The organism is Mycolicibacterium lutetiense (assembly GCF_017876775.1).
Taxonomy (GTDB): Bacteria; Actinomycetota; Actinomycetes; order Mycobacteriales; family Mycobacteriaceae; genus Mycobacterium; species Mycobacterium lutetiense.
On record NZ_JAGIOP010000002.1, the window covers coordinates 2200973 to 2213911 of the forward strand.

Below are 12939 nucleotides of genomic sequence, written 5' to 3' on the forward strand. Positions count from 1 at the left end.
GGGTTCAATCGGTCGTTGCAACACCGGGTTGTTGGAGTGAGTGTAGCTGTTGGGCAAAGACTTCGGCGGGAGTCTTCCAGCCGAGGACCTTTCGGGGTCGGTTGTTGAGCGTCAGTGCGACCGCTTCGAGGTCTTGAGCCGACCATCGAGATAAGTCGGTGCCTTTCGGAAAGTACTGACGCAGAACGCCATTGGTGTTCTCGTTGGTAGGCCGCTGCCATGGCGAGTGCGGGTCGGCGAAAAACACCTTCGTTCCGGTGTCGAAGGTGAACTGGGCGTGCGCGGCCAACTCTTTGCCGCGGTCCCATGTCAACGTCTGACGCAGCTGCTTGGGTAGCTGTGCCAGTGAGGCGATCAGGGCAGCGTTCATCGCCTCGGCGCCGTAGCCGCTGAGCGCCGGCCCGTTCTTCACCGGCGGCGCCAGACCCCACCCCTCGAGGCGGGGAAGGTGAACCAGCATCACCGAGCGGCTCTTGCGTTCCACCACGGTGGCAATCGCCGACCGGCCCGCACCGATGATCAAATCACCCTCCCAATGCCCAGGAACTGCGCGATCGGCGGCTTCGGCAGGGCGTTTGCTGATCACGACGTCCGCGGTGACATGTCCCTGCGGTTTGTTCTGTGTCCTGGCCCGCGGGACCCGCAGCGCACGACCGGTCCGCAGGCACGCGACCAATTCCCGTTTGAGCGCCCCACGCCCCTCGATGAACAAGGACTGATAGATCGCCTCATGGCTGATGCGCATGGACTCATCATCGGGGAAATCCAGCGGTAAGCGGTGGGCAATCTGTTCCGGGCTCCATGCTGTCGACCACCGTCGGTCTTGTCGGTGCGGCTTGTTGCGGCCGTTCCAGGCCTTGGTCTGCGGACCTGCGACGGCGGTGCCGTCGGGTCCGCGGACACTGCCATCGAGCCGCTGCTGCACGTACTCACGCAGCTGCGGGTTGACTGCCAGTTTCGCGGGTTTCGGGCGCTTTGCTGCTTGCTGGGCCTTCCACTGCGCCACCCCTGCGCGGTACACCTGCGTGCCGCTGCGGGTGGCTGCGTTGCGCCGCAGTTCCCGCGAAACTGTCGAGGGGTCACGCTTGATCTCGCGGGCGATCTCACGCACCCCGGCGCCCTGGGCGCGTAGCAGTGCGATCTCCTCCCGCTCGGCGAACGACAGATACCGGCCCGTGGGCTCATCCAGACTGATCGGCGTCATGCCGCCAGCGTGGTGGAACCACCTGGTCGCCACCGGTGTCGACACGCCGACCTCTGCGGCTGCGTCGTCGGTGGAGACACCCTGGGCGATCAGCCGCCAAAACTGACGCTGCACCGACCGCGACGGGTCCGGGCGCCCTGGTGAGCGCATCGCAGGCCGCAACGCACGGTCAGCCGCCCACTGCCGTCGCCTACCAACCGATTCCGCGTCCTTACGCTTGGCCACACCACACCTCCGTGATCAAGGTGTTGCGACGACCAGTTGAATCCGCCCTGCGACCCCGCATCACTATGATGAATAGTGTTGCCCAGCAACGGATTGCCCTGACTCATTCTGAGTAGCGCGGCGTGCCGGATGGCTTGGCGTACGAACCGATCCTCCTTGCTGGCCGAGCACGTCCAGCCCACGATCCGCCCCGCGTAGGCATCGATGGCGAACGCGGTGTAGACGAACACCCCAGAGGCGAGTCGCACGTAGGTGAAATCGGCGACGAGCAGCATGTTGGGGGCGGGCACCCGGAACCGGCGTTTGACCAGATCCGCAGCGCGGGCTGCGGCCGGGTCAGCGATCGTGGTGCGGACCTTTTTGCGCCGGGTCACCCCCTGCCATCCGTTGGCCCGCATGAGGCGTTCCACGGTGCAGCGGGCCACCGTGATGCCCTGGCGTTGCAGGTGAGCCCACATCTTGACCGCGCCGTACAACGACTCCGGCTTGCGGCGGCCCGCCTCGTCGGGCTCGTAGTAGCCGGCCATCACCTCGGTGATGACGGTGTCCCACAAGGCCCGCGCTGACGGGGGCCGCGACAGCCAGGCGTAGAAGGTTCTCGGAGCGATCTTGCAGCCGTGCTCAGTGAGCACGCGGCAGATCGGAGCGACCCCGAACCGAGCACGATGCTCGGCGATGAACGCACAGATCAACGGCGTCGCGGGTCGCTCTCCCGCGCGAAGAAACTTGTTGCCGCCTTGAGGATTTCGATCGTTTCCTCAAGCTCACGATTCTTACGCTTGAGTTCCCGGTTCTCGCGCGAGATGTCGGTGGATACCCCGTCGCGGACCCCGGTATCGACCTCAGTTTGGTTGATCCACCGCCGCAGCGTTTCGTAGGACACTCCCAACCGCTTGGCGACCGCGGTGATGCAGGCGGTGCGGGTGTCGTACTCCTCGAGATGGTCAGTGACCAACCGGACCGCTCGGGCCTTGAACTCCTCGTCGTATCTCTTCGGCATGATGCGAACTACCTTCCCTCGAAAGAAGGTGTGCATCAAACCCGGGGTGATTCAGTCCGAGTTAGGAGGGTCATGACGTCAGCAGGACATGCATGGCCACTGCATCGCCAGGAACCCCGCGATTGGGCACAGGCACACCGCGGCGGCACACGCGACGCTCGCATGCTCCACTCAATCGTTGTGTCGTTGCCCCCGCTCATCGCGGACCGCGCAATCGCTCTCAGCTCAGAAACCGCGGCTGATCTGGAAGCGGCGACATCCGAGATCACCAAGCTCGACGGCACCTACGCCGACGACCTGTCAGCATTGGGCACTCTGCTGCTCCACACCGAATCGGTGGCGTCATCGAAAATCGAGCAGATCGAAGCCAGCGTCGACGACTATGCCCGCGCGTTGCACGGTGTCCGCGCGAACTCCTCGGCTGTTGCCATGGCTGCGGCGACCTCCGCACTGGAGGCAATGATCGGGGCGGTCGGCTCGAACAGACCCATCTGCCTTTCCGCAATCACTTCGGCCCACGCAGCGCTCATGTGCGGCGATCGCTCGGAATCTTCGGCGGCAGGTGAACTCCGCACCGTGCAGAACTGGATCGGTGGCAGCGACTTCTCCCCACGAGGTGCGCTCTACATCCCGCCGCCACCGGAAACGGTGCAGGGCTATATGAACGACCTCATCACCTTCGCCAACCGCGACGACATGCCGGTGTTGTTACAAGCTGCCATCGCACATGCGCAGTTCGAGTCGATCCATCCCTTCACCGACGGCAACGGCCGCATCGGTCGCGCCCTCATCAACACCATCTTGCGGCGTCGAGGAACCACTACTCGTGTGGTGGTGCCTCTGGCCTCGGCATTGGTCGCGCGCCGTGACGACTACTTCGACGTGCTGGGCAGCTATCGCTCCGGTGAAATTGCTCCACTACTGCGCACCTTCGTACGATCCGCCCGAATCGCCTCGGCCGAATCGCGGAGCACAGCGCAACACCTGCACGAAATCCCCGACCAGTGGCGGGAATTGACGGGCCCCGTGCGACGCGGCAGCGCTGCCGCCAAGCTCCTGAATGTGTTGCCTGCACACCGATTCTGTCTTCGGATGACGCGGTCGCTCTGGTCGACGCGCCACGAAGCAGCGTGTTCGACGCCATCGGCCGGCTATGCGAAGCCGGCGTTCTCCGCGCATTGACCGATCGGAAGCGAGACCAGATCTGGGGTGCCGGTTTGGTACTCGATGAACTGGAGGACCTCGGGGGGCGGATCGCCACAGGAGTGCGCCGGTAACGTATCGCCGCGGGCGGCGCCACGACTCAGAGCCGCTTGGCGTCCAGCGCTTTCATCAGCGAAGGTCGTTTGCCGTAGTCCTGGCGGATCTGCGCGATGAACGACGCGAAATCGTCACGGCGACCGCCCCGTTCATACAGTGCCGCCATCGTCGCCAGGGTCTCGGCGATGTCCGGATAGATCTTGGAGTTGGGATAGCGCAGATCTTTTTCGAGTGCGGGCCGATACAGGTCTGCGGCGGCGATCGGTCGAGTCTCGGCGCCTCGGACCGCCAGTTCTCGCCACGCCCCACCTGCTCCGTAGCGGTCGGCGGCCTGCCAGGCGGCGTCCATGTCGCCGTCGCTCATGTGCAGTTGCACCAGAACCGTGCCAAGGGCGAAGCGGTCCGTCTCGGCCAGGCGATGCGCGTGATCCACAGCCCAACTACGTTCGGTATCAACGTGGTCGATGCTGACTGCGAAGTCGAGGAGGGCACGGTAGGTGCCGACCGACGGCTGACGGACGAAGTCTGCGCGAAGGGCATCCACCGCGTCGTCGATGCGACCCAATTTCTTATACGTCTGGGCGACCTGGTCGGGGCTCAGCCAGTAGTCGTTGCCGCCGCCGTGGCTGCTGATGCGCCCCTCTGCCACTGCGCGATCCATCCATGCCGTCGCGTCTTCGACGCGTCCGGCGGCGTGCAACCGGTCGACGATCGCACCGAATTTGACGTGTTCCCCCTGGCTGAGCAGGTCGACGGCCCGGTCGAGATCGCCGTCGTGATCGGCTAGCTCCAGCAGCATCGTGTCAACCTCAAAACGCTTGAAATGGTCTGTGCCGGCCAGCTTTCGGTCCAGCGCCGCCACAGCGCGGCGGTAGGTTCCGAGCGCCTTCTCGTCGAACGCGTCGACGAAATCCGCCAAGACCACATTCGGCCATCCCGGTGAGTCCGCGCGGAATTTCACAAGCCAGGTCGCAAGTTTGACCGGATCGGGCCGGCCCAGCCGACAGGCCTGCGCGTAGAGCTCGGCGGCGCGCTGACATTGGTCACCGATCACGCCCGCAGAGTCGTCGACCTGTCCGAGGAGCTTGCGCAACCGGGTGACCGCCCGCAGCAACGCCGGCCGCGCGATCTCGGCGGCCCCGCCGTTCACATGCGTCTCGAGCTCGTCGAGCATTTCACCGGCGTCCTTCGCGACGTCAAACGAACGTCGGTAGTCGACAAAGCCGCGAAACTCCAACATGTTTCGCACATAGGCTTCCAACTCGGCTTTGACCTGGGTGTCGTCACCGGAGGTCGCGGTGGCGCGAATCTCCAGCATGCGCCGCACTCCGCCGTCGCGCTGCGCGATGGTCAGGACCAGCTCCCGTAGTTCGTCGACGTTCATCGACTGCACGGCAGCTTCCAGCAGGTCATCCGCAGTACCGGCGGTGACGTCGTCGACGGCGACGCGTCCGCTGTCGATCGCGGCGAGCCCGGTCGCGACCAGGTGCTTGCAGAAGTTGCCGTCGGCATGGTGCGGGCACGTGCAGTATCCGTCGGGCAGCGGGCCGGACCAGTCAAGCTCGACGGTGTAAACCCGCTTGGCCTGGATCGACGCGTACGCCTTGGACTCCGTGGTCCGTAGCCCGCGGACATATCGGACGTAGTCTTCGCCGCGGGCATAGATCAAATCGCCGGCGACGGTCAGCAGCGTCGATTCAGATAGCGACATGTGCCCATGGTGCCCGATTCAGGTGGCACCGTGGCAATGGTGTATCACTGCGCGTCATCGCCCGATGCGGTCACGCTCCCCGGTGCGCCGTTGAGGGTGACCACACTACGCCGGCACACTGGCGACCCGGCAGAACTCCGCGGCGAACGCCTGCGCGATTCCCGCGGCGCGGCGGTGGCACTCGTCGTCGTCGAGATCGGCGTCGCCGCGTCGGTAGCGAGAGCCCAACCGCGCCAACGCGTCCGCCCCCTCGTTCAACGGAACGCCGGAATGCCCAGGCACCCATCGTATTTCGATCCGATCGCGCTCGGCATAAATGCGGCGCCGGGCGGCGTACAGGCAGTGTTCGCGAGCGGGCTGTTCTGCTGGGTACTCGGCAGGCATGGCCGGCTGGCCGCGCTTCCAGCCGTTCACCATGGCGATCGCGTGTTGGCTGTCGGACAACACCGTCAGGTGATGGCGGGGTAACGCGGACACCGCGGCGCCGATCGCCCGCAGCTCGGCGACGAGCACCGGTTCGGTACCGACCCGTTTGGACGACGACCGATATCCGGCCAGTCCGTAGTCCCCGGACGAGGTGAGCCAGCCGAACCCGGCGTGCTGTTGACGCACGGAGCCGTCGGTCGCCACGGTGACGGGCCCGCCGTCGACCGCGCGTGGCGATGGGAGCGGTACCGGCTGTGCCGGGTAGGCATTCTGCACGCTCGCGACGGCCGCTGCCAGCAATGAGCGATCGGCATGGTCGGGACGCTCGATCCACCAGTCGCCTGCCGCCTCGGAGATCTGCCCGGCGTAGCGCCACAGCGGGCTGCCACAGGTCAGGTTCACGACGAACCGCAACCGCTCCGGCCCCTCGTGCCCGGCGCAGACCACGCCGATGGCATCGAGCACCGCCACCTCGGGATTGGGCGCCGCCACCACTCCTGCACACGACCAGGACTCCCCGACCGCGGCATACCGGTAACCGAACGCCGTCTCGGCGACCGCGATCGCGATCGACTCGGCCGGGCGCGGGCGCGCGAACACCAGGTCGACGCGCCTGGGCCGGGCCTGAGGCACCTGCACCATGTCTCACCTCCCGCGGGTTTCGATGGGGAGACAGTAGAGGTGCCCACCGACAGTGCATCGGCGCGTGAGTCGGGCTCGACCGAGTTGTCGGTGCCCCTCTTCATACTGATCGGCTCGCTGGAGATTCCATGCCGAGCGAGAGGACTCCGGCATGACGATCCGCATCGCGACACTGAACATCCGCCACGGTGGCAGCAAGTTCGGTGCAGCACTCAGCACGCGACTGCTCGGCTATGACGCCGACCTGCTCGTCGTGACCGAGTTCCGGGCCAACGACGCGGGCACCGCTCTGGTCGCCCAACTCGAACGCGCCGGATATACGACCACACATCCCATGGCCGAGCCGAAGCAGAACACCGTGCTCATCGCTTCCCGCGCCCCCATCGACCGGGCGGCCCCGTTCACCCGGGATCTGCCCGGCCGGCACCTGTGGTGCGCGGAGTTCGACGGGACTCTCGTCTGCGGCGTCTACCTGCCGCAGGCCCACGCGAAGCTGCCCTACTGGGAGGCGTTGATCGACCGTGCCCGCCGCAGCGGCATCGACCTGCTCATCGGCGACTTCAACACGGGCAACAACGATCTCGACAAAGATCCCAAGGGGACGAAGTTCATCGGACCGGAAATGCCCGGCCGTTTGATCGCCACCGGATACACCGACGTGTGGCGGTCGCTGCACCCGACCGCCCGCGAGTACTCCTGGTTCAGCCGCCCCGGCGACAACGGGTTTCGCCTCGACTACATCTTCGCCGCGCCAGAGTTCGCAGAGCGTGTGGTGGCGTGCCAATTCGACCATGCACCGCGGCTTGCCGGCGAGACCGACCACTCGGCGCTCGTGGCCTCGTTCGACTAGAAGCCAACCAACAGAAGGAGACCATGAGCAACCGAAAGCGTGAGCCATGTACCCGGTGGCCGCTAAGCATCATCCGTGGTTCGAAAACGGCTGAACCGCAGCGTGTTCGCGTGACAATCACGTTCTACATGAGCTCCGACATGGGGACCGTTGACCTCGCTGTGCGCGGGTACGAGCGCGGGGGACCCATTCGGTGGTCCCGTCGCTATGCGGCTTGGGGTTGATGGGTCGTGGTCCACTGTAGGGTGAACCCGGCGGGGCTCAGTTCGCGGAGCCAGGCGACTCGACGATGGCCGACAAGCGGGCGCAGTGGTTTCGCCGGATGAGGGGATGCGATCGATGGACGACGTTCGCGGCGAGCGCCTGGGACGGCGCGACCAACGGCCGCACGACTACTTCGAGAGTGTTCCCAACTACACCGACACTCTTCCCGACTACAGAAGGCTGGCCCGCGAAATCGGACAGGAGATCGCCGCCACCCGATCGTCGAATGTCCTGGCGCACAACGGCCGGGTGTTCTGGAAGCTCACCGACGCCGACAGTGGAGCACTCGCCTGGCTCGCATTCACCCGGCCTGATGCGCGGTCGGCGCTGGCCCGGCGCAAGGTGTCGACATTGATCCCGTACCTGCAAGTATTCATGGCGAACTGGTTCGTGAGCGTCGACCACGAGCTCACCGATCAGTGCCAGTGGATACACACAAACATCGACGTTTATGAGGCGCGCGAACTGGCACTGCTGGTGCCGCAGCCGACTGCCGGGGACATCAAGCGGATCACCCGACCCGAAGCGGTGCTAACCCTCGACGACATCGACCGGCACAAAGTGACGACCGTACTGGGAAAGGGAACTGCTCAAGCGATGAGGACTCGACGATGACTCGACTGAACCCACAGGAGTTCCACGAGTGGGCGTACGACGACCTACTCGCTAACACCACCCGTGGTGTGCTGGCCGAGTACATCGTGGCCAAAGCACTGGGCACCCTCGACACGAAACGCGTCGAATGGCACAAGCACGACCTCGAAATCGACGGTGTCGGGGTAGAGGTGAAATCGGCTGCCTACTTGCAATCGTGGGAAACCCGGCCTTCGACGATCTCGTTCGGCATCAGCCCCGCAATGGGCTGGGACGCCGGCACGAACACCTATGGGGCCAGTGCGGAGCGGAGCGCCGCCGTGTACGTCTTCTGTCTGCTCAACGGTACGGAGCGTGAACATGTCGACCCGCTCGACGTCGCGCAATGGACGTTTTATGTACTGCCGACGAGTGTTCTCAACCGTAAAGTACCGCAGCAGAAGCAGATTCGTCTCGGACCGCTGATAGCCCTCGGTCCGCACCAGTGCACATACGACGAACTCAAGACCGCCATTCATGAGGCAGCGGTCAACCGCGGCAGCTGACGAACTCCTCGTGGAGTTTACGTTCGCCACGGTTGCCGCCGGTCCGGTCCGCCGTGGTACGTCGGCGGTAGGAACCTTCAACGGCACCGTGTTGACCGTGCCTTCGGCTTGGGAAGTGGGTTCCACCTGCTGAGGGGGACCCATTCGGTGGTCCAGTCGCTATGCGGCCTGGCCAACCTCGTGCTGGCCTGCGCGCGGTGTAACACCGACAAACGGCACGCGCTGCCGGCGGTAGAAATCGTCACGGAGGTGCTGAGGCGCGATCAGGCGAAGCTGGAGCAGATCGCCAGCGAAATCCGTTGGACCACTGAATACAACCGGGTAGTGGCTGCGGCCCGCGGGGTCTACGCGAGCCAGCCGCCGGGGATTGCGACGTGGTCGGGCTATAAGTCGAGTGCGCGGTTGGACATCGGGTTCCTGCCGGGATGGGTCCGCGGGACGACGGCCCGGTGACTGCTGGCGTCCTCGGCGCGCGCCGCAGCTACGCGGCTCCCCCCGTCACGGGCTTGTTGAATCTGGTTCTTGATCTCCCGGTAGGCCTGCACGCGCGCCATCACCCCATCTACCGCCGAATCCTGCTGCGAGGCTTCTGGGGTGGCCTCAATGCCGTAGAGCATGCCGCTCAGCTTCGCGTGCAGCTCGGCGCGTTGTTCGGCGACCCGGGCGTCCTCACGTTCGGTCCGTAGTGATTTGTCGATGAGCTGGGCTTCCTTGGCGCATTTGCCGACGAGTTCCACCCGTTCGATCGCAACGAGTTCCAGGTTGGCGGCAGTGGTCTTCGCCTCGGCGAGAATCTTGCGATCCTCGGCGCTGGGCTTGTCCAATGCCGACAACTTTCCGATCACCCCGCGCAGCGCGTGTGCCTTCTCAAAGTTGTCGGTGATCGCCTTGACGTCGGCGCTGAAGTCGACGTCACCCAACCATCCGGCGCGGGCGGCTTCGGACGCGGTCACCTGCTTCACCGCGCTCAGTGCGGACTCCACGAGCCCGGCGTTCTGCTTGCCGAGCGTATCGATGCGCCGTTGCTTCTCCTTGCGGATCCGTTCTTCGCGTTGATGTTTGGCATCCGCAGCCAGCGCCGCCTGCTCGATACGAGCGCGTTCCTGCGCCTCATAGCTGCGTTGCTCCAGTGCAACGACAATCTGGTAGCCGGCCCACCCCACCACAGACACCACAGTGACGACGCCGAGTGCGATCCACACCGGCTTCGGGACCAGCGCGATGAGCACGAAGACGAAGAAGATCAGGCCACCCACGCCCGAGGAGCTCTTATTGCTGCTCACCACATACCTCCAGATACTCGTCCATGCGACGCCAATTCGCCAGAAATATCCGCCGATCCGGGATCAAACGTCCACCTTGCATCGGTCGATGACTGCCCGCGCGTCGGCTGATCGCCAGCCACTGGAGGCGGTCGTCATCAATACGTTTGAGCGCCGATACTCTCGGCCGCGCCTCGGCGTCCTAGTTGGGCGTTTCACGGGTTGGTGATTCTTTCCAGGACGGTCGGGCGGTCTTGCACCACCACGACATCAGGGAACTGGGCGAGCAACGCGCAGACGAACGCCGACCGCTTGATGTTCAGGTAGTTCAGCAGTTCGATGTGGCTGAGAGTTCCGTTCTTACACAACTGTTCCCAGGCGACCACGATCATCCACGCCGGCACTAGCTGAGGTCCGGACGCACGCGCCCGGGACCGCTCGGTCTCCACCCATACGCCTGCACGGTCGAACGACGTCATCCAGTTGGTGCGCTTGTTACTCAACGTCTGGATGACATCGCTTCCGGAGGCCACTTCCGTGATGCGCTCCAACAGCTCGTCGTCGAGTTCGACCGTAGTCTTGCGGCCATCCTGCAGATGGGTCACTGTCCATATCCTCTCGCAATCAATGGCACAGCCTGTGTTCAGGCCAGCCGGACAGATTGACAGAGACCACCGACAACCTTGCGAAACAGCAACGCAGGGTTTCAGTTGGTATGACGAGCCTGCCGCTGGACCGCGAACCACTTCTCTCTCATCCACACCGGATTGGAAGTGCCACAAGAGTTCGACGATGCCTAGTCGCGAGTAGCCGCCGAGACCTTATCCGTCCGGGTCGGACCGATAACCGCCCCGGCCACACCAATCCGCACGTTGGAAATCGGAGGCATGTTTAGCGACGTGACAGATGCGCCGGCCCCACGTCGCGATCCACGCATCCGACGATGCCCGGGCCGCCTCGCCGGCACTCAACAGACGTGGGTCACTGAGATTCGAATGACCGACCAGGCAATACAAGCAGTCGAGTAGATATTCTCGGGCAGGGCACGCTCGGTCGCCGATAAGCTCCAAGAGCAACTCCAGGTTGTCGATGTCGGCGACGATGAGATCCCAGTCCTGCATCGGCTCAAACGCTCCGCTGTATGCCCAGGTGCGGATCTCCGCCGGCGTCGGGTTCACCACATCGACAAAGATCGGCCCGTCGGACATCGCCCTATTCTTGCAGGATTTCTTTGACGTCTGTCAGGCCGGCCAGGCGTCGGCGGTTGTGAAATCGGTCGATGCAGCGAACCCCGTCGAGCCGCCGAGGTGCACGGGGCAGGTTGGCTGCGCGCCGACAAGATTGGCGCGTTGCCGCACAAGGCATCTCACCACCTCCTAGTCGGTGGTCGCGCCCATCCCTCTGAGAGTCTCAGCGATCCGCGACCATCCCGGACTCGTCTTCGCCGCGGGTTCGACGGTGTGCAGAAATTCGTAGACGGCATCGCGCAGTGCCCGCTCATTCGCACGCAAGCCACTCTTGTAGTCGTCGTCCAGAAGATACTGAGCGGCGCGTTCGTCGCTGGACGCCGCCTTCCAGGAGAGACGGTCCAAAAATATCTCCAGCCGGCGCGACCCCTCGACGTACGACGTCGCACCCATCGATACTGAGTACAGATCCTGGTAGCCGAAGTCTGCGACGGCGCTGTCCATGAGTGCGATCGCGGTGCCAGCCCGATTCCAGTCTTCGCAGAGTGCTCGCTTTCGAACTTTGGTGACCTCGCTCGCCAACTCCAGAAAGCTCTGTTCTCGGAAGCTATAGCCGACGAACAACAGGTGGCTGGTGAGCAGCAGACCCTGAACCACGCCCCGTAATGCCTGGCTTTCCGCCTCGTGCCGATCAAATTCTTCGCGGGTCAACACAACGGATTTGGGGACCCTGATGTCACCGTTCAGCTTAAGCAGCCACGGAAGACTTCCGTCGGCGAGTTGGCGTGCGAGGACGCGGTATTCACTGGACATCACGGAGTCGAGCGCAAGCTCCAGACAGGGATCGAAGTTCGTCGTGACCATCTTCTGTACCCGCAGGCTTGCCAACAACGCATGTCCGATCGCATGGCGTGGAACGTCGAGCAGCCCAGACAGAAGCCCGTGGTACCTGTCTCCCAGCTGGGCCACAACCTCAGTTGCGGCATCCTCGGGTGCCGTCTCGTGGGCAGGATGTGAACGGCCCGCTTCGTCTGCCAGTCGCTGCAGAAGCAATGTCCAGTCGGGCAGGCCGGCTGGCCGGGATACGCCTGACCCTACGAACAATGAGAGCTGACCGTGCCTGCCCATCTCACCGAGACGGTCCGCCTCTGAGATCAGTTCGTCGGACAGTTCTGACCAATCACGGTTCGGATCCCGTCGGTTCTGAGTCGCTGCAAAGTCCCTCTGATCGAACAGGATCAGTGCGATGTCGCATGACTGCTCGACCTCGCGATACTGCTCGAGCAATTTGTCGATCACTTCGCCGCGTCGGCCGCTCAGCCCGCCTTCCCCCGTTCCCGGCACCGGAACTCCTATAAGCGGACGTGCCCGCCCATCGCCGGCCTCCAAGCCCTGTGACACGTGGTCGATGGCAGTCCACATGCGGCGAACCACATCGTCTGGCGTCGTGCGTCCTTCGACGGCGATGAAGGCGCGCACTTTTCTGCCATCGTGGTCATCCAGCGCGACGGTCCCATTGGCGTTACAGCTTCCGGGGAGTCGCAGCCACCCTGCATCTCCCGCCGGGAGGCCGGATGGCAGAACGTTCGACCACGCGCGGTTCACATTCAGCCGGGAGTCACAGGGAATCAGCACCGCGTCGCACGCCAGTTTGGTCAGATCGCCCTGGGCGACGAATAGGTGCCCCACGAACAAACACCCTAGTCAGGACGCGGGACATAGAGCGGCCCAATGGGAACCACTGGCGCACAATGAGGTAGCGGCGGAGG

General features: G+C 64.2%; 11 protein-coding genes and 1 pseudogene. 4 read left to right on the forward strand and 8 right to left on the reverse strand.

Going from position 1 to position 12939, the window contains the following annotated elements:
- Positions 1 to 4 precede the first annotated feature (4 nt).
- Positions 5 to 1354 (reverse strand): IS30 family transposase, encoded by a 1350-nt coding sequence (locus JOF57_RS19940; RefSeq protein ID WP_234713714.1) that lies wholly within the window; start codon positions 1352 to 1354, stop codon positions 5 to 7.
- A 122-nt stretch (positions 1355 to 1476) separates the two neighbouring features.
- Positions 1477 to 2429, reverse strand: a pseudogene (locus JOF57_RS31015) (IS3 family transposase); the annotation flags it as partial.
- Between the two features lie 180 nt (positions 2430 to 2609).
- On the opposite strand from JOF57_RS31015, the gene JOF57_RS19955 reads away from it, so the two are divergent.
- Entirely contained in the window at positions 2610 to 3611 is a 1002-nt protein-coding gene (locus JOF57_RS19955; RefSeq protein ID WP_307870055.1) for a Fic family protein, read from the forward strand.
- Positions 3612 to 3732: 121 nt separating this feature from the next.
- Here JOF57_RS19955 and JOF57_RS19960 read toward each other — a convergent pair whose 3' ends face one another.
- Both JOF57_RS19960 and JOF57_RS19965 read right to left on the reverse strand, forming a co-directional pair.
- Positions 3733 to 5400 (reverse strand): SWIM zinc finger family protein, encoded by a 1668-nt coding sequence (locus JOF57_RS19960; protein ID WP_209919274.1) that lies wholly within the window; start codon positions 5398 to 5400, stop codon positions 3733 to 3735.
- 105 nt (positions 5401 to 5505) lie between these two features.
- Positions 5506 to 6468 (reverse strand): ribonuclease H family protein, encoded by a 963-nt coding sequence (locus JOF57_RS19965; protein ID WP_209919276.1) that lies wholly within the window; start codon positions 6466 to 6468, stop codon positions 5506 to 5508.
- 151 nt (positions 6469 to 6619) lie between these two features.
- On the opposite strand from JOF57_RS19965, the gene JOF57_RS19970 reads away from it, so the two are divergent.
- From JOF57_RS19970 to JOF57_RS19980, 3 genes are all read left to right on the forward strand, one after another.
- Entirely contained in the window at positions 6620 to 7318 is a 699-nt protein-coding gene (locus JOF57_RS19970; RefSeq protein ID WP_209919279.1) for an endonuclease/exonuclease/phosphatase family protein, read from the forward strand.
- Between the two features lie 339 nt (positions 7319 to 7657).
- Positions 7658 to 8197: a hypothetical protein gene (locus JOF57_RS19975; protein ID WP_209919280.1), complete on the forward strand. Its 540-nt coding sequence runs from the start codon at positions 7658 to 7660 to the stop codon at positions 8195 to 8197.
- Entirely contained in the window at positions 8194 to 8721 is a 528-nt protein-coding gene (locus tag JOF57_RS19980; RefSeq protein WP_209919282.1) for a hypothetical protein, read from the forward strand. Before JOF57_RS19975 ends, JOF57_RS19980 begins: the two co-directional genes overlap by 4 nt.
- A gap of 383 nt (positions 8722 to 9104) precedes the next feature.
- On the opposite strand, the gene JOF57_RS19985 is transcribed toward JOF57_RS19980, so the two are convergent.
- The 4 genes from JOF57_RS19985 to JOF57_RS20000 form a co-directional block, all read right to left on the reverse strand.
- Positions 9105 to 10004: a hypothetical protein gene (locus JOF57_RS19985; RefSeq protein ID WP_307870056.1), complete on the reverse strand. Its 900-nt coding sequence runs from the start codon at positions 10002 to 10004 to the stop codon at positions 9105 to 9107.
- A gap of 194 nt (positions 10005 to 10198) precedes the next feature.
- Positions 10199 to 10588 (reverse strand): hypothetical protein, encoded by a 390-nt coding sequence (locus JOF57_RS19990; protein WP_209919284.1) that lies wholly within the window; start codon positions 10586 to 10588, stop codon positions 10199 to 10201.
- A 216-nt stretch (positions 10589 to 10804) separates the two neighbouring features.
- On the reverse strand, positions 10805 to 11191 hold the full coding sequence (locus JOF57_RS19995) for a hypothetical protein (protein ID WP_209919286.1): 387 nt from the start codon (positions 11189 to 11191) through the stop codon (positions 10805 to 10807).
- 168 nt (positions 11192 to 11359) lie between these two features.
- Complete coding sequence (locus JOF57_RS20000) at positions 11360 to 12859, reverse strand: SIR2 family protein (RefSeq protein WP_209919288.1); 1500 nt, start codon at positions 12857 to 12859, stop codon at positions 11360 to 11362.
- Positions 12860 to 12939 lie beyond the last annotated feature (80 nt).

Coding starts and splice junctions, on each gene's coding strand:
- JOF57_RS19940 (WP_234713714.1), bottom strand. CDS start 1,354: ATGCGCTCACCAGGGCGCCCGGACCCGTCGCGGTCGGTGCAGCGTCAG.
- JOF57_RS19960 (WP_209919274.1), bottom strand. CDS start 5,400: ATGTCGCTATCTGAATCGACGCTGCTGACCGTCGCCGGCGATTTGATC.
- JOF57_RS19965 (WP_209919276.1), bottom strand. CDS start 6,468: ATGGTGCAGGTGCCTCAGGCCCGGCCCAGGCGCGTCGACCTGGTGTTC.
- JOF57_RS19970 (WP_209919279.1), top strand. CDS start 6,620: ATGACGATCCGCATCGCGACACTGAACATCCGCCACGGTGGCAGCAAG.
- JOF57_RS19975 (WP_209919280.1), top strand. CDS start 7,658: ATGGACGACGTTCGCGGCGAGCGCCTGGGACGGCGCGACCAACGGCCG.
- JOF57_RS19980 (WP_209919282.1), top strand. CDS start 8,194: ATGACTCGACTGAACCCACAGGAGTTCCACGAGTGGGCGTACGACGAC.
- JOF57_RS19995 (WP_209919286.1), bottom strand. CDS start 11,191: ATGTCCGACGGGCCGATCTTTGTCGATGTGGTGAACCCGACGCCGGCG.